This window comes from Methanococcoides sp. DA23 (assembly GCF_057593895.1).
Genome location: NZ_CM172520.1, coordinates 75,610 through 92,595, shown reverse-complemented (window position 1 = coordinate 92,595; position 16,986 = coordinate 75,610). Strand labels below are relative to the sequence as shown.

14 protein-coding genes are annotated in these 16,986 nt (G+C 44.9%); 2 read left to right on the top strand and 12 right to left on the bottom strand.

What is annotated here, in order from left to right; all coding sequences use genetic code 11:
- Positions 1-144 precede the first annotated feature (144 nt).
- Entirely contained in the window at positions 145-924 is a 780-nt protein-coding gene (locus tag AC20MK_RS00400) for an ATPase domain-containing protein (RefSeq protein WP_487356054.1), read from the top strand.
- 252 nt (positions 925-1,176) lie between these two features.
- On the opposite strand, the gene AC20MK_RS00395 is transcribed toward AC20MK_RS00400, so the two are convergent.
- Positions 1,177-3,885 (bottom strand): cation-translocating P-type ATPase, encoded by a 2,709-nt coding sequence (locus tag AC20MK_RS00395; protein ID WP_487356053.1) that lies wholly within the window; start codon positions 3,883-3,885, stop codon positions 1,177-1,179.
- A 106-nt stretch (positions 3,886-3,991) separates the two neighbouring features.
- Between AC20MK_RS00395 and AC20MK_RS00390 the strand changes: the two genes are divergently transcribed.
- Positions 3,992-4,186, top strand: a complete 195-nt coding sequence (locus tag AC20MK_RS00390; RefSeq protein WP_487356052.1) for a pyridoxamine 5'-phosphate oxidase family protein — start codon at positions 3,992-3,994, stop codon at positions 4,184-4,186.
- 81 nt (positions 4,187-4,267) lie between these two features.
- Here AC20MK_RS00390 and AC20MK_RS00385 read toward each other — a convergent pair whose 3' ends face one another.
- The 11 genes from AC20MK_RS00385 to mutS all read right to left on the bottom strand — a co-directional run bounded on the left by AC20MK_RS00385 (position 4,268) and on the right by mutS (position 16,958).
- The gene (locus AC20MK_RS00385; RefSeq protein WP_487356051.1) at positions 4,268-5,563 is read right to left on the bottom strand and encodes a PAS domain-containing protein; all 1,296 of its coding nucleotides are present in this window, start codon (positions 5,561-5,563) and stop codon (positions 4,268-4,270) included.
- 56 nt (positions 5,564-5,619) lie between these two features.
- A complete protein-coding gene (locus AC20MK_RS00380; protein WP_487356050.1) occupies positions 5,620-6,792 on the bottom strand; it encodes a cation:proton antiporter in 1,173 nt (390 codons plus the stop codon).
- The gene (locus AC20MK_RS00375; RefSeq protein ID WP_487356049.1) at positions 6,793-7,284 is read right to left on the bottom strand and encodes a CBS domain-containing protein; all 492 of its coding nucleotides are present in this window, start codon (positions 7,282-7,284) and stop codon (positions 6,793-6,795) included.
- A 156-nt stretch (positions 7,285-7,440) separates the two neighbouring features.
- Positions 7,441-8,763, bottom strand: coding sequence for an energy-coupling factor ABC transporter ATP-binding protein (locus AC20MK_RS00370; protein ID WP_487356048.1), 1,323 nt, complete (start codon positions 8,761-8,763; stop codon positions 7,441-7,443).
- Between the two features lie 19 nt (positions 8,764-8,782).
- The gene (gene cbiQ, locus AC20MK_RS00365; RefSeq protein ID WP_487356047.1) at positions 8,783-9,565 is read right to left on the bottom strand and encodes a cobalt ECF transporter T component CbiQ; all 783 of its coding nucleotides are present in this window, start codon (positions 9,563-9,565) and stop codon (positions 8,783-8,785) included.
- A 106-nt stretch (positions 9,566-9,671) separates the two neighbouring features.
- Positions 9,672-9,971 (bottom strand): energy-coupling factor ABC transporter substrate-binding protein, encoded by a 300-nt coding sequence (locus AC20MK_RS00360; protein ID WP_487356046.1) that lies wholly within the window; start codon positions 9,969-9,971, stop codon positions 9,672-9,674.
- Entirely contained in the window at positions 9,968-10,663 is a 696-nt protein-coding gene (locus AC20MK_RS00355) for an energy-coupling factor ABC transporter permease (RefSeq protein ID WP_487356045.1), read from the bottom strand. Before AC20MK_RS00355 ends, AC20MK_RS00360 begins: the two co-directional genes overlap by 4 nt.
- Before the next feature lie 162 nt (positions 10,664-10,825).
- Positions 10,826-11,407, bottom strand: a complete 582-nt coding sequence (locus AC20MK_RS00350) for a cobalt-precorrin-7 (C(5))-methyltransferase (RefSeq protein WP_487356044.1) — start codon at positions 11,405-11,407, stop codon at positions 10,826-10,828.
- A complete protein-coding gene (locus tag AC20MK_RS00345; RefSeq protein ID WP_487357030.1) occupies positions 11,404-12,420 on the bottom strand; it encodes a cobalt-precorrin-5B (C(1))-methyltransferase in 1,017 nt (338 codons plus the stop codon). The genes AC20MK_RS00350 and AC20MK_RS00345 overlap by 4 nt, the downstream gene beginning before the upstream one ends.
- Before the next feature lie 61 nt (positions 12,421-12,481).
- Positions 12,482-14,293 carry a DNA mismatch repair endonuclease MutL gene (mutL, locus tag AC20MK_RS00340; protein WP_487356043.1) on the bottom strand — a complete coding sequence of 604 codons (1,812 nt, stop codon included), beginning with the start codon at positions 14,291-14,293 and terminating at the stop codon, positions 12,482-12,484.
- 1 nt (position 14,294) lies between these two features.
- Positions 14,295-16,958, bottom strand: coding sequence for a DNA mismatch repair protein MutS (gene mutS / locus AC20MK_RS00335; protein WP_487356042.1), 2,664 nt, complete (start codon positions 16,956-16,958; stop codon positions 14,295-14,297).
- Between the last annotated feature and the right edge of the window lie 28 nt (positions 16,959-16,986).

Below are 16,986 nucleotides of genomic sequence, written 5' to 3'. Positions count from 1 at the left end.
CATGTATATTATAAACAAAGAAAAAAAAACCCAATTTGAAATCATATATGTGTTATTTACCTATAATTGTTTAAAATATGCGCGTTTGGCATACCAACTTCAATGCAACGTGTACATTATATAAAGCGAGGAGTGAAAAGATAAATGTTCGAAGGTTCAGATTCTGAAGAGATCTCAATGGAAGACGAAATGAATAGGGTCAAGACCGGGATTCCCGGATTTGATGAACTATGCGGAGGCGGAATAATTCGTGACCGCACATACCTTATATCAGGCACCTCAGGAGCCGGAAAAACTAACTTTTCAGTGCAGTATATATATAATGGTATAACAAAATATGGCGAGAACGGCATAATCGTTGCAACCGAAGAAAGACCAGAGCAGATACGTGAGAACGTAATGAAATTCGGCTGGGACCTTCAAGCCCTGGAAGACGAAGGAAAGCTCGTTATCATCGATGCATGTTCTACCAAGATCGGAATCCCATCACAGGAAAAATATGTCGATGTCAGACCATTCGACACACGTTCAATGATGGACCAGATCATCGCAACACAGGAAGAGATCAACGCCAAAAGAGCCCTTATCGATTCCACGACCTCGATCAGCTTCTATCTCCATGACCCTGCAAAGATACGTGTGGAACTGCTAAAACTTAGTACCACACTGGAAGTAATAGGACTTACCTCACTAATGACATGTGAGATCATAGATGAAAATAGCCCTGCAAGGTTCGGTGTGGAAACTTTTGTAACAGACGGGACCGTTGTGCTTCATTACGCCATGCACGATAATGTCCGCACACGAACCATGGAAATATTCAAGATGCGTGGTTCAAATCACAGCAAGAAACTCCACCCATACGACATCACTCCCGAAGGTTTTGTAATACACCCACACGAAGAAGTGTATACATCCTTCTGAAAATACAGGAAAGAAATATAACAACAACAGACATCCCAATTAGGGATGTCTTTGCTTTTCTTAAAGACCCTCATAGGTCAGGATACATCTCTTCATTACCACAATCAATACATTTGTAGATCATAAGGTCGCGCCCGTAATTATCTCTCTTTTTAATATTCGGTGGCCTCCAGCGATTCATCCTACCCTCACACATCTTACACCTATAATTCATTTTGATCACCTATACAAGAAATTCAATTATATTATCATTCAAATATCTTTTTTAAAATTATTCCATTGGACTTCCCGATCTACCGGTAAAACCTTCTTGACCAACTCTGCCATCACCATGGTCATAAAAGCAGCAGATATTGGAATGAACCAATCCATCAAACTCAAAGGCACAAGGTCGAACAACTGCCCAAGGGGCCTTACATACATCACACCCATGGTCAACAAGAACGTACTTGCCACCCCTACAAGCATAAGTTTGTTAGTGAAGACGCCCACACTCAAGAAAGAAGATGTCAATGACCTGAACACGAACGGAATGAAAAGGATCATACTAACTATCGTTGCAAACGTCAGCGTACGAGCTTTCTCAAGATCACCGACAGGATCGGAAAGTACGAACACAAGGAAACAAACGACCCCCATAAGAGCAGCTATACTGACCACTAGCATCAGATTTCTTCTATTGAGTATCTTCTCCCCAGGTCTTCTCGGACTTTCATACATCACCTCATTTCGTACCGGATCAAGTCCAAGCGCTATTGCCGGCATGACCTCATCGAACATATTAATGAACAGTATCTGCAATGCAAGCAGCGGTACAAGGTCAAATCCTAAAAGGATAATACCCAGCATAATGAGGATTATCTCAGTAAAATTCCTCGAAACAAGGTATGTAGTAAATTTCTCAATATTCTCATAAATAGTACGACCGCGTTTCACAGCCTCCACTATGGTCCCAAAATTATCATCCTGCAATACCATAAGGCTGGACTCTTTAGCAACATCCGTACCTTTTATCCCCATGGATATACCGATATCCGCTCTCTTAAGTGCAGGAGCATCATTAACGCCATCCCCTGTCATGGCAACAACATGACCCCTCTTCTGCAATGCCTTCACTATCCTCAACTTCTGTTCAGGCATTACCCTTGCATAAACACTGATACCCTCGACAAGCTGGTCAAACTCCCCATCATCAAGGGACAGAAGCTCACTTCCGGTAATTGAACCATCTTTGATAATGCCATGAAGCCTTTCATCCATCCCATCCAGAGAACCATGATAATCAGCCATCAACCCTATCTTTTTCCCTATGGCTTTGGCCGTCTCCTCATTATCGCCTGTTATCATCACGACCCTGATACCTGCACGCCTGCATAGGACTATTGATTCCTTAGCCTCTTCCCTCACAGGATCTATCATTGCCACAAGGCCCAAGAAAATAAGGTCATTCTCAGAATCTTCAACTGCCATACCTTCAGATAACTTCCGATACGAAACACCAAGTACACGATACGCAGACCCTGCAAGCCCATTATTCTCATCAAGTATCCCTTTAACGTCCGCAGCACTCAGATCATGAACACCATCATCCCTCTCTATCGAAACACATCTGTCAAGAACAAATTCTGGTGCCCCTTTGCAAAATGCCAACCTGCCCTCAGGGCTTTCATGAATGGTTGTCATGAGCTTTCTTTCAGAAGTGAACATGATCTCATGTAACTTCTCATATTCATCCTCAAGATCATCTTTCCATAGCCCCGCTTTAGCGGCAGCGACTATAAGTGATACTTCGGTAGGATCCCCTGAAATTTCCCATTCCCCGTGCCTTTGGACCAGTGAGGCATTATTGCATAAGGATATGCCCTTGAGCAAGGTCCCAAGCGCCTTGTTCTCATTTAGATCTGCTTCCATATCATCTTTTAGAAAGGTACCTTCAGGTTTGTACCCTGTACCAGTCACATCAAAGAACTGACCGTTGACGAATAATTTCTCCACTGTCATCTCGTTCTTCGTCAATGTTCCTGTCTTATCGGTACATATCACAGTGGTGGAACCCAGGGTCTCGACCCCCAGCATCCTTCTGACAATAGCATTATGTTTTGCCATACGGTTCATGCCATAAGCAAGCGTTATGGTCATGGTAAGGGGCAGCCCTTCAGGAACAGCAGCCACTGCCAGTGCAAGAGCAATGATAAGCATCTCCTCGAGCGGTGCACCTGTGGCATAACCCAGAGCAAAAGTGAGACCAGAAGCAACAAGGGCAATGATAGCCAAATGTTTTGAAAGCTCGTTGATCTTTTGCTGAAGGGGGGTCATGACCTCCTCTTCCTGTATCATGGAAGCAATACCACCCAACTGGGTCTGCATACCGGTAGCCGTGACAACTGCTTTGCACTTGCCGTGTACTATCTGAGTACCCGAAAAAATAAGATCTCCTATACCTTTCTCGATAGAGAAGCTCTCACCGGTTATTGCGGACTCGTCCACTTTCAGCCTCAAAATCTCAAAAACAAAAGCATCCGCTGCGACCTTATCACCTGTCTCCAGAACAAGGACATCCCCCACAACGATATTCCGGGTAGGAACCTCTGCCACAGTACCATCCCTGACAACATGGGTTATGGACTGGACCATCCTTTTAAGTGCTTCCATGGCCTTTTCAGCCTTATATTCCTGAACAAAGCCAAGAACAATAACGAAAGCAATTAAAAAGATGATGACACCAAAGTTAACAACCTCATCTATCATAAGAGAGATCACAGCCGCTGCCAGAAGTACCCAGACGATAAAATTGGTGAACTGCCTTAAAAGTACTTTTGCAGGTGTGACCCTCGCTTTTTCCTGAAGCTCATTAAAACCTGATACATCTAGCCTTTTTGCCACATCGGCCTCAGAAAGACCTGATCTGGAACTACCCACTTCAGCAAAAACAGACTCTATATCAGCATTTTCATATCCCAATGAAACACACACCCCAAATTAAACATGTTACAATAGTATTTCTTCATTTGCCATCAGATTCAAAAATAAGCTCAGAACATCCCCTAATCTCCATCTAGGTAAACAAATGGAAGGCAAAGCAGCATTTGTGACAGATGAATCGGAATTAGGGCAGATCTTCCAGTTAATGCTAGAAAAGTTCCCGTTCATGAAGGAACTACCAAAGAACCCGGACAATGTCCTCATAAAAGTAGAGCCAACAAAAGCTTTCTTCCTTGACTATGCCGTTGAGTTTGGGTTCAGGTACGAAGTCGATTACTGACTTCGCACTCCATCTTTTGGTCTTATTTTGCAATGCCAACATTTACTATCAAATCTACCCCGATGAGCCTAACTTACACGATCAGCATCCGCTTTCCTTGCGTTCTGTGATATCCTGGATAACTCCCTGATAATCGGTCACTTTACCCTCATTATCCCGCTGTATGAAAGTTTGTTCTTCCACCCATCTGATATCGCCTGAACGGGTCAATATACGATATTCCTTCACGAACATCTTTCCCCCTTCATTGCATATATCTGAAAGTTCGAGCTGAACCTCAGGCAGGTCATCGGCATGGATAATGTTCCCGTAAAGAAGATCACCCGAGAGGAAATCATCCACATCATAGCCGAACTGGGTGATGTTATCAGACACGAACTCCACCGGCCACATCTCCTTTTCATCATCCTCACCGGCCTTCCAGAGAAAAGCGACCACCGGGCTATGATTTACTATCGTTTCAAGTGCCTTTTTCCTCGAAAGGAGGTCGTACTGCTTCACCAGAGCCTCTTCCAGTGCGATCTCGCTCACCTTTTGTTTTGTGATATCCTGCACGATGCCCTGGTAATGTGTCACATTGCCGTTCACATCCCTTTTGATAAAGGTCTTCTCATTGACCCACAACAGTTCCCCTGCCTTTGTCAATAAACGATACTCATGGGTGTAATCATCATATCCTTCCCTGGACCTCTGCTCAAGCTCGTCTTTAACAGCATTGTAATCGTCCGGATGGATCAGGTCCCCATAGACGATCCTTTCAAGCACGAAATCCTCTGCACTATACCCAAGTCTTGAGACATTGGCAGAAGCATAATCAGCAGGCCAGAACTCTTCCGCCCTCCAGAGGAAGACCATGGTAGAACTATTGTTGATTATATCCTCAAGGTCCTTCTGTTCCCTCAGTGCCTTCTCACACAACATTTCATTGTTCTTCTGGTCAGTGATATCAAAGATAGTACCCTGATAATTGGTCACAGCACCATTCTCGTCCCGCTGAAGATATGTCCTTTCATCGACCCAGCGAATATCCCCTGATGCCAGAACGATACGGTATTCCTGATCGAAGAAGCTCTTACCTTCCAAACGGCTTTTTTCGAGGGACAGTTGAACTCGCCCCAGATCTTCACCATAGACAATATCAGCATAATGAAGCCTTCCGGAAATGAAATCCTCCACGGTATAACCTAACTGGGTGACGTTTGCAGAAACATATTCCACTGGCCACTTTTCCTCAGGAGTGTTATCTGCGGTCCATAAGAAAGCAATAACAGGACTATGATCTATTATATTTTCAAGTATCTCCTTCCTGTCAAGAACCTTTTCCAACGGACTTTTCCCCGATCTATTGCCAGTTTCTTTCGATATGTTCGATCCCATACATAACCCCCTATTTTAATGATCAACTTCTCTAATAACTTATTAGACGGACGAGTTTAAGTATTGTTCGAATTTGCTCTGTTCTTAAGCTGTATGGCCTTCTTAAGGAGTACCGGTGATACGAAGATCGAGACCACCACCATCAAGACGATTGCTGAGAATACTTCATCCCCTATTATCCCCATCTCTTTTCCTATAGATATCAATACAAGTTCCACCCCTGCCCTGGGCATAACACCAACCCCGAATATAAGACTGTCATAATTATCAAAACCTATCAGGCGACTTCCCAGAAAACCCCCGATCAATTTCCCCAAAAGAGCAAGTACAACAACAAGTATGGAGAAGAGGCCTATTGTTTGTAGGGTAGCAATATTAAGGGATATTCCAATAAATGCAAAGAAGATAGGAACAAAGATACCATAAGCAAGCCCTGTGACCTTACTTTGCACATGCTCGATCTTCGCATGGGAAACATCTGAGAGCATCACTCCCCCAATGAACGCACCTATCACAGCATGAAGACCAAAGACCTCTGCAAGGTACGCAGAGAAAAGGGCGATCACTATCACGAACGCAAATATCGATTCCTTGACATGCATCTTATGGATCTGATCAAAAAGCCTGGAAAATACCCATTTCCTTAAGGAAAGCATTATCGCCACAAAGGCAACCATCTTCACCAATATTATTAGAACTTGCAGCACGGAGGGAAAGTGTTCATAGGTTGCCATGGTCACCACAATGGAAAGGAGAAAGATCCCTATGATATCATCAAATATGGATGATGTCAGCATCATGGAACCTGGTTTGCTCGAAAGATAATCCATGTCGATAAGAGTCCTGACCACCACACCGATACTTGTGGGACTGAAAGCAACCCCTATGAAAATGCTTTCAAGGACACTTAAATGGAAATACACACCAATTGCCGCTCCAAAAGAGAAAGCAACGATTATCTGAACTAATGTGACAACAGAAGCTTTCGCAGAGGCCTCTTTCAGATCACGAAGATGGACTTCCTTGTAACCTGCTGTGAACAAAAGGAAGATAGCACCCATTTCAGCAAGGAACTTCAGTATTTCTGATCCCTGATGTATCAGAAGTGCACCTAACACCATACCGGAAAGCAGTTCCCCAAGAATTGAAGGAAAACCTGCCCTTTCAAATATTTCACCAAAAAGCTTAGCCAGTAGAAGTATGAGCAGAATATGAAGAAGGATCTCCATTCAATATGAACCCCTTAACTTATACACTTCCTTTATGATATCGGGTTTACAGATTATACCAACCAATTTTCCGTTTTCAACGATACAAAACCTATCAAGCTTATGCTTGAGCATCATATCTGCAGCAGCACAAAGATGTTCATTCGGAGATATTGAGACCGGGTGTGGGATCATGATGGCTTTTGCAGTATCACCCTGAAAAACAACTGCATTCAAGTGAGTGTGCTCCAATCGGGGAGCCCTGTGCACCAGAAGGATCTTCAATATAGTATCCTGATCGATCGTTCCCACAAGGACATTATCTTCATTTACGACCGGATATGTGTGAAAATGGTATTTGTCAAATGTTTCAAGGATCTGGTCAATACTATCATTTTCTGAAATGGTTACAAGGTCCTTTGTCATAAAATCTCTTATAAACATCTCATTACACAGTTCTGCAAATGAACGTTCACTACTAATACGATCTTTATCCCCATCATTATCAACCACAGCTTTAAGCCCCCTTCAAAGCTATTTTTGTAAAAAGAACATTACAATAAAAAGAAGGCATCTTATCTTACAAATATTGACCCCATTAAAAAAGAACGAAGAACACAAATTCTTGAAAAAAACATAGAAAAGTTAAAAATAGAAAAAGAAAGGAGCTTAGATGCCCAGATCTTCCCTCTCTGAATTTACAAGGGATAACTGTATAGCTATACCACTGCTTTCTGCATATTCATCAATACGTTTGACAGCATGCTCGATCATTCCACCTGATGTCAGTATCATAGATCTCTTGCCACAAAGTGCCATAAGGATTGACTTATCGATAACACCCGATGTTATTTGAAGATCGATAAGTTGTTTATCTGCAAGGCTCTTGCTCTTCTTACCCATGGCCCCGATAGAATCGATATCTTCCTCAGCCATTATCCTCTTAAAAGGACCTGCATCGTATTTGTCCATATCATAGATGAATATGCCACCGGACTTGATACCATGTCGTGTCATTTCCGCAATCGCATGGCCTTCCGGATGGATATGGAGCACCTTTGCATTGACTGCTTCATAAGGGCTGTTTATCGCATATTCACCATGCAATATGCCAAGGTTCACAACATCGCCTTCCTTGACATCAGGAGAAACTTCTATCCACATGAGTTCAGGTGGTTTAAGGGAATGTACAAGTTCAGGAACACTCGTAGGAAACTTGTTACGAGTTGCAAGGTTCCTTCTCTCAAGTTCATTGTATATTTCAAGTGTACGAGGTTGTCTTAAATTCGCTTTCTTTAAAAGCTCCATGTCTTTAAAAACATCTTCAGGAGCACCTTCACCTATCACATTGCCCTCGTTCATGAAATAAACATAATCTGCCCAGCTGTATGCAAGTTCCACATCATGAGTAGAAATTATCATAGTGGTGTTGTTCTGATTCAACTCATTCAACAGATCAAGGATCTCATCCGCACCCACAGGATCGAGGTTCGCAAGAGGCTCATCAAGGATCATTACCTCAGGTTCCATTGAACAAACACCTGCAATTGCCACTCTCTTTTTCTGTCCACCACTTAAATGATGAGGAGGCTTGTTCCTGAATTCGGTTATTCCTATGTATTCAAGGGTTTTTTCCACAAGTTCATCAACTTCTTCTTTTGAATGGCCCAGATTGGTGGGTCCAAAGCCTACATCCTGATAGACCGTGGGGGCAAATATCTGGTCATCTGAGTTCTGGAAGACAATGCCAACACTTTTGCGTATCTCACGCAGGGACTTAGAATCATATTCCATGGGTTTTCCATGGAAGTGAACAGTTCCCTCTTTTGGCTTAAGGGTTCCATTGAGCAGCATGAAAAGGGTTGATTTGCCAGAACCGTTCTTCCCGACAAAGGCTATTTTCTGACCTTTTTTGATCTTTACATCAATACCTTTTAAAGCCTGTGTTCCATCATGGTAGGAATACTTCAAACCTTTAGTTTCCAATATCATTTTATTACCTCAACAGACCTTAAAATATAGAATTAATTCTTGTTAAATACCACAATATCAATACCACAGCAAAATAAGTGCAGGTCAAGACGAGCTCATTAGCTCTGATCGGTCTTTTTTCCTCAAAGAAAATAAGTTTGCCATCATAACATCGGGCACTCATGGAAATGAATATCTTTTCTCCCTGTTCCCACGACCTTATGAAAAGGGTTGTGGAAAGCATTGCAAGTGAAGTCAGGGAAGTACGCCAGTCTTTGTAACCAAGCCTGACCGTCTGTGCATACTTGATACCCCATGCAACTTCGAGGAAGACAAAGATGTAACGGTACATCATCATGGATATCTCAATAAAAGAATCCGGCAATTTTGTAGCTTTAAGAACTGAGAATAGTTCCACCATGGGTGTGGTCAGTGCAAGGAAGAACAGACAAGACATACCACTAAGTGTTCTCGAGAACACTAACAATGCCATTTCAAGACCGCCTGTGTTCACTCCCAAATGGTAACTAAAAATATCAAAGCCAAAGAGTTCAGTACCTGAACCGAAGAAGAAAGCTATGATAATAACACTCAATAATACGAAAACAGCAGGTGCAGACAAGACCTTTAGATAAAATTTGAGCGAGGTCTTCCCAAAATGAACTGTTGCGAAGCTCATACACAATGCTATAGCAAAAGGTGGAATGAAAGACTGTGAGGAAACACCTACAAGAACACCAAACATAACAATAGCTATCTTAAGCCAGTTGTTACGATACCTTAAGGGACTCACAAGTGCATAATCATCAAGAATATTTGTCATATTGTGTTCACACCGTTACATTCGTTTTGTGTTTTTTCTTCATAGAACAAAGAACTAAAATAAAAAAGAATCCCCAAGAAAAAACGAAGGAGGGGAAAGAACAGTCTTAATTAGACTGTCCTTTACCTTTATAGTAACCGAAGAAATATCCAAGAACTACTGCACCGATAGCTGCCTGAAGTGCAAAGAGCAGGCTTTCAGTTTCTCCTCCTGGTGGCTCGAATTTCAGAGAGTCAACAAATGTACCTTCTGTCCATGGAGTGTATTCACTGTCAATTTCGGCAATTACATCTCCAGCCTGACCATCGGCACCGCCAAACTCGGAATCCGGATTTGCTGCCATGCCATAGAAGAATGATGCTATGAACAGTACTGCTATTACTCCAAATATAACTTCACCTTTCACTGCCCTGCCCCCTTGATCTTATTGAGAACTGATTCTGTGATAACATTAAGCTCCACAAGAGCATCGCTCTTTACCTGTATGACATACTTGAAGATAAGAGCTGTCAATGCACCTTCCATGATAGCCAGAGGCACCTGGGTTGTAGCGAACACAAGCAAGAACGCTTTAAGTGAAGCAGCCACTCCACCTACTTCCGCCGGGAATGCCAGCGCAAGTTGTGTAGCTGTCACAACATATGTTGCCCAATCAGCGAATGCTGTGGCAAGGAAAACAACGACATAGAAATTGATATTGGCTTTCATGCCTGCTTTATAGATCACATATGCAAAAACAGGACCAATGATACCCATTGATGCAACATTTGCACCAAGTGTTGTAAGACCGCCGTGAGCCAGGAAGATCGACTGGTAAAGCAAGACAATTGTACTCAGGACCGCTGCTACAGCAGGACCAAAGAGGATAGCTGCCATGCCTGTACCTGTCGGATGGGATGAACTACCTGTGACAGATGGCATCTTCAAAGATGAAAGTACGAATATGAATGCTCCTGCTACTGCCAATAATGGTAATAGCTCGCGCTTTTCAGATACAAGCTTGTTAAGCCTGTACATACCGAAGAATATTACCGGTATAGAGAATACAAACCACAATTGCCACCATGGTGATGGCAAGAAACCCTCGAATATATGCATGATAGTTACTCCTTTTACAAATTAATATACTTATAAATTAATTGAACTTAAATCAAGGTAACTTGAATTAAGACATAGGTAAAAAGAAATAGATGTATATATAACTATAGATAGTAACTGTTATCTTTTTAGATAACATAATGTTGATCCAACTTCAAGGGCTCATCCCACTACAACCACACAATGCAAAACTGACATCGCCTTTGGCGGCTCATCTACAGTGCCTCCTGCAATGCGTTCTTCGGGATAGCCAAAGTTCTCGCACACATAGAGCCTGGCATCAACGCCCATCTCCTTAAGCACTTCTGCCACTTCCGCCACACCAAACGTATCTGCGGGAAGCATGAAGATATCCTTGCCCAGTTCAATTTCCTGAATAAATGCTTTCCTTGCAGGAGCAGGGTCTCTGCCATGAGCGGTTATTGCAGTGATGTTGGAAAGACTGACACCTAAACGTGAGCATGCGACCTGTATCGAAGAGATGCCCGGGATTATCCTGTCGCCTTCCCTTGCAAATTTACCAAGCCCTGAGAACATGGGGTCGCCGGTCGAGAGAACAACAGCATCTTCTGGCAGTTCATGCAAGGCCTTGTAGTCCTTGATAAGATGCGCTTCGCCTTCAATATATGGCTCTGCGAGTTCAAGGGAGCGCTTTGAACCATACACTACCGGAGCATTACGTATGGCTTCGATGGCCTCCAATGTCAGCATGTTCGGTCCGACACCGACACCCGCGATTATCATTCCTGTTCCCCGCTGTCCATGAGGACTGTGCCGTCCCTGTCAACGACCACGATCCGTGCGCCTTTACCCTTCTCGACTGTCCTTTCAAAGGCGCGCCTGATGTGTTCCCCTTCAGGCTCCACTTCTATCATCTCTGCGACAGTGGCAAATCCGCTGTCCTTGAGCATGTCAGGGTCTCCCCATTTAAGGACAAGACCAGGAAGCCCACAGATAGCCACTTTACCAGTAGCTGCTTCCATGAATTCGGAGATACGACTGCCAGCAAGAACTACAGTGTAGTCCGGGAAAAGCATTGTAGAATAACGAATACCTATACGACCCGTTGTGAGAACAACCTTGGCAGCATCGCGTATGAGGTCACTCTTCATCTCACCAAGATGATCGTTCCAGGGTTCAACAAAGCCGGTGGTTCCAAGAATAGAGATACCGCCCTCAACACCTATACGACTGTTCAGCGTCTCCTTTGCGATCTCAGCCCCTCGGGGCAAAGAGATCTCCACACTGGCACCCTTGATGCCGATCTCTTCCACAGCTTCCGCAACAGCATCGATTATCTGCTGCATTGGCTTTGGATTGATGGCAGGATAGCCTTTTTTCGACTGAAGACCGCCTCTTGTAACGATACCTATACCTTCGCCTGCGGTGATAGTGATCTTGTCCGACTCCACTGCCCTTGCCTCGAACTCAAGCCCGCGAGTAATATCGGACTCATGGTCGTTCTTCAATTTAACTGCCACAGCGTACCCGTCCTTTGCTTTAACATCCATGTGGGCACGAAGTCCCACAGGTGTCGGGACAGATACATGTTCTATTTCTTTCTTGAGTGACAATACTGCAGCTTTGGCAGCAACAGTTGCAGTGGTACCTGTGGTATACCCTCGTTTCAGAATAGAGCCATCACTGAGAACCACCAGCATACCGCTCATTATCCCTTCCTCGAGCTCGTCGCCGGGTATATTTGATCTATTGATCCACTCTTGCGGGACCTTTGATTTATTAACTGGATCGATAATTGACATTGTCAGTAATTCCATATTAGTTGGTTATAAAAGTTACCGATAAAAAACCAAAGACTCATCCTGTCCTCTTGAACAATTTGTCAAGTTCACCCTTTGTAAATGAGATAACGGTCGGACGCCCATGAGGACATGTATATGGGTTCTCCGCCATGTCCAACTGCCTGAGCAGGTTCTCCATCTGCTCCATGCTGCAGCCTGCTCCTGCCTTTATAGCTGCACGACACGCCATGGTCTTGCAGAGAGTATCGAACATACCTGTATCCCTCTTCACCTTGCCACTGGAAAGCACATCCATGATGATGTCATGTATCAGTTCGGTGTTCTCCAGCTTACCGAGAAGGGAAGGAATGGATGTGACAACATAACTGTTAGGACCGAATTCGGATATAGCAAATCCCATCTCTTCAAGAAGGGGGATATACTCATCCAAGAGCACCTTTTCCTTAGAGGTCAGGTCGAGCATTACAGGAGTGATAAGCTCCTGCCAGCCAGAGCTGTTGCCATCCCGTATCTGTTCATACATCACCCTCTCATGGGCAGCATGCTGATCGACTATCATAAGCCCATCCTCAAGCTCCACAATAATGTAAAGCTCATTTACCTGCCCTACTATCCTCGCCTTATCAAGTCCTGTGGATACTCTGTCAGGCTTCTTTTCTGTCCTTGAGATCACCCTTTCCGAGCGTTTCAAACGTTTTTCAGTATCCCTTGCACTGGCATGATAAGGCTCATCTGCTTCCTTTGCTACTGGAACGCTCACACTCGTACTCGCAGAGGACATTACTTCAGTTCCGGTCTTGCTCTCCTCACTGAAAACAGCCTGTACCGGTTTGTTTTCCGGCAAAGATACCTTGGGGACAAGATCGTCCGCCTTCAAAGCGTTCTCAACAGCAAGAATGACCGCATCAGAGACCTCACGTTCGTGACTGAGTCTCACATATCTTTTTGCAGGATGCACATTGACATCCACCTCATGCAGATCAAGTTCCAGATCAAGAACTGCGACCGGATAGCGTCCTTTGGGGATGAGGTTGTAATATCCAAGTCTCACTGCATTGCTTATGCTCTTTGAGGATACGCCTCTGCCATTTATGAAAAAGAACTGCTGGTCAGTGCCACTGCGGGTGACTTCCGGTTTGGAGATATAGCCTGAGATGTTCACAATATCCGACCTGAACTCCACAGGAACTATCTTCTTTGCAATATCTACCCCGAGAAGATGGATGATACTGTCGAGAACATTGCCGGATGTGGGGGAACGCACAAGGACCTTCCCGTCACTGATGAGAGTAAAAGAGATATCAGGATGCCCGAATGCATGCCTTGTAACTATATCGGTTATGTGTGCAAGCTCTGTTCGCAGACTTTTGAGATATTTCTTCCTTGCAGGGGTGTTGTAAAAAAGCGATTCCACAGAGATACTTGTACCCGGAGCAGCGCCCACTTCCACCACATTCTCCACCGACCCTCCGCTTATAACTACCTTTGTGCCGGCGAGCTCAGCCTTTTGCCGGGTCATCAGATAGACCTTGGCCACCGCTGCAATGGATGACAGGGCCTCGCCCCTGAAACCCAGGGTCAGTACTTCCTCAAGGTCCTCTATTTGGGCTATCTTACTGGTGGCATGTTTAGTAAAAGCAAGGACAGCATCCTCGCGAGGCATTCCGCTACCATTGTCGGTGACAGTGATCAGCTCGGTCCCGGCAGCCACCACCTCGACCCTAATCTCAGTGGCCCCTGCGTCTATGGCATTGTCCACAAGTTCCTTGACCACCGAAGCAGGACGCTCGATGACCTCACCCGCTGCTATCTTATTGATGGTCGCCTCGTCGAGAACACGTATCCTATCACCCTTCTCTCCGGTCATCTTATTCCCCGCCCTTACCTGCCTTTTTCTGCAATTCACTTAACTTGTTCAGTGCCTCGAGGGGGGTCATACTATTGACATCAAGCCCTTTCAGCTCCTCAACAACAGGATCAGGCTCAGCTACAGGTGCAGACGAGCCCTCCGGGTCGAACAGCATCAGCTGAGTGTATTGTGCCGACCTCTTCTTCCTGCCTCTCTTCGAATCACTTTCCTTGCTGATGGCACTTTCATCTTCAATATCCTGCAGGACCTCCCTGGCCCTCTGTGTCACCTTATGAGGCACACCTGCAAGTCTCGCAACATGGATACCATAACTCTTATCGGTGGCACCGGGAACGATCTTTCGGAGGAATACAAGATCATCGCCATCTTCCTTCACCGCGATATGATAGTTCTTCACCCTTTTCAAACTGGAAGAGATGTTGGTGAGCTGATGGTAATGGGTGGCAAAAAGGGAGCGTACGCCTACCCTGCCCTTATTATGAATATACTCGACCACAGCCTTTGCGATACTATAGCCATCATAAGTGCTCGTACCCCTGCCTATCTCATCAAGGAGCACAAGGCTCTTTGGGGTCGCATTGTTCAATATATTGGCAAGCTCCACCATCTCCACCATGAAGGTACTCTGTCCGCTTGCAAGGTCATCGAAGGCACCGACCCTTGTGAATACCCTGTCCACAATGCCTATGGAAGCATGGGAAGCCGGAACAAAGGAACCTGCCTGGGCCATGATAATAATAAGAGAGACCTGGCGCATGTAAGTGGATTTACCCGCCATGTTAGGTCCTGTTATCAAAAGGAACTGTTCATCCACACAATCCATTTCCGTATCATTGGGCACGAATCCGCCACGTACGGTCTTCTCCACCACCGGATGTCTGCCCTCACGGATAAGTATCTTGCAATCGGAGGTTATGTTCGGCCTCACGAAATTATTGTTCACCGCAACTTCCGCAAGGCTCGCAGTACAATCCAGCTGCCCTATCAGAACGGCTACCCTCTGCAGATCGGATGCATGGGAAGCGATCCTGGAAGTGATCTCAGTGAACAGTTCATTCTCAAGCGCGGTTATCTTCTCATCTGCGGAAAGGATGACACCTTCCCATTCCTTGAGCTCAGGAGTGTAGAACCGTTCAGCATTCCGCATCGTCTGCTTTCTAATATAATCCTCAGGTATCTGTGCGATGTTGGACTTTGTGATCTCGATGTAATATCCGAACACTCTATTGTAGCCGACCTTAAGCGATTTTATACCGGTCCTGTCACGTTCTTTTTGCTGGAACGAAGCGATCCAGGTCTTTCCGCCAGTGGACATGCCCTTGAGCTCATCCAGTTTCTCATTGTAGCCAGACCTGATCATGCCGCCTTCCCGAACACTTACAGGAGGCTCTTCCACGATGGCATCATCGATCAATTTCACAATGTTTTCAAGCTGGTCGAACTCAAGAAGACCATCTCTGATATTCCTGAGCATGTCACATCCGGGATCATCTCCCATACTTTCGACTATTTGCGGCACTGAACCCAAGGAACGTTTCAAAGCGATAAGATCGCGGGCATTCGAGTTACCGTAAACGACCCTGCCTATGAGACGTTCTATGTCCTTCACAAAGGACAGATGAGAGCGAACATCGAACCTCAGCATGGTATCATTTGCCAGACATTCCAGCGCATCCAGCCTGTGATCGATGGAATCGACATTAATAAGGGGCTTTAAAAGCCATTTCTGAAGCAACCTGCCGCCCATTGGCGTTTTGGTATCATCGAGCACCTTCAATATGGAAGTATCGTTCCCTTCCCCACGCACGTTCTTGACTATCTCCAGATTTCGCAGGGTGATCGAATCAAGCATCATGAACTCTGAATCCGAATAGGTGCTCAGCTCACTTACATGCCCGAGTTCCCTCATCTGTGTGGTGAACGCATAATCAAGTGCAGCTCCCGCAGAAGATATGGCGTAGGGCAGACCGGCACAGCCCATGCCTTCGAGTGTGGAGACATTGAAATGCCTTTCAAGAAGCTTCCTCGAAGAATCAATATCAAAAGCCTCATCCTTGAACTCATGTACCAGCACATTGAGCTCCTTAAGCCTCTCAACAAGCCTTTCATCGGAGAACATCGACCTTGAGATGATACACTCTGAAGGCCGCATCCTTGCGGCCTCGCTGGCTATCCTGTCATAGGGAGGAGTATCAGCGAACTGTGTGGTCAGGAACTCGCCTGTGGAAACATCCAGAAATGAGACCCCGTAATCCCCATCTCCACCTGAAATTGACATGAGATAATTATTCGACGGGTCCGTGAACATCGAAGTATCGATAGCAGTGCCAGGCGTTACAACCCTGACCACCCCACGCTTGATAATGCCCTTTGCTTTTTTAGGGTCTTCAAGCTGCTCACAAATAGCTACTTTGTAGCCTTTCTTTACCAAACGCGGCAGGTAATTATCGAGAGCATGATAAGGGATACCTGCAAGGGGCATTTTCTCACCCTCAATGTCCTTGCCCCGCGTTGTAAGTGTTATCTCAAGTTCTTTTGCAATGGTCTTTGCATCCTCTCCAAAGGATTCATAGAAATCCCCCATTCTGAAGAAGATAAGTGCATCACTATGTTGCTCCTTTGCATCATAGTATTGTTTCATTGCAGGTGTTAGTTTGATCATTCTTACTCTGCAGTGAGTTGGGCAGGGG

Excerpts from the sequence above, each read along its gene's own strand:
- AC20MK_RS00355 (WP_487356045.1), bottom strand. The coding sequence starts at position 10,663 with ATGCATATATTCGAGGGTTTCTTGCCATCACCATGGTGGCAATTGTGG.
- AC20MK_RS00400 (WP_487356054.1), top strand. The coding sequence starts at position 145 with ATGTTCGAAGGTTCAGATTCTGAAGAGATCTCAATGGAAGACGAAATG.
- AC20MK_RS00350 (WP_487356044.1), bottom strand. The coding sequence starts at position 11,407 with ATGATAATCGCGGGTGTCGGTGTCGGACCGAACATGCTGACATTGGAG.
- mutS (WP_487356042.1), bottom strand. The coding sequence starts at position 16,958 with ATGATCAAACTAACACCTGCAATGAAACAATACTATGATGCAAAGGAG.
- AC20MK_RS00385 (WP_487356051.1), bottom strand. The coding sequence starts at position 5,563 with ATGGGATCGAACATATCGAAAGAAACTGGCAATAGATCGGGGAAAAGT.
- AC20MK_RS00380 (WP_487356050.1), bottom strand. The coding sequence starts at position 6,792 with ATGGAGATCCTTCTTCATATTCTGCTCATACTTCTACTGGCTAAGCTT.
- AC20MK_RS00390 (WP_487356052.1), top strand. The coding sequence starts at position 3,992 with ATGGAAGGCAAAGCAGCATTTGTGACAGATGAATCGGAATTAGGGCAG.
- AC20MK_RS00370 (WP_487356048.1), bottom strand. The coding sequence starts at position 8,763 with ATGATATTGGAAACTAAAGGTTTGAAGTATTCCTACCATGATGGAACA.
- cbiQ (WP_487356047.1), bottom strand. The coding sequence starts at position 9,565 with ATGACAAATATTCTTGATGATTATGCACTTGTGAGTCCCTTAAGGTAT.
- mutL (WP_487356043.1), bottom strand. The coding sequence starts at position 14,293 with ATGACCGGAGAGAAGGGTGATAGGATACGTGTTCTCGACGAGGCGACC.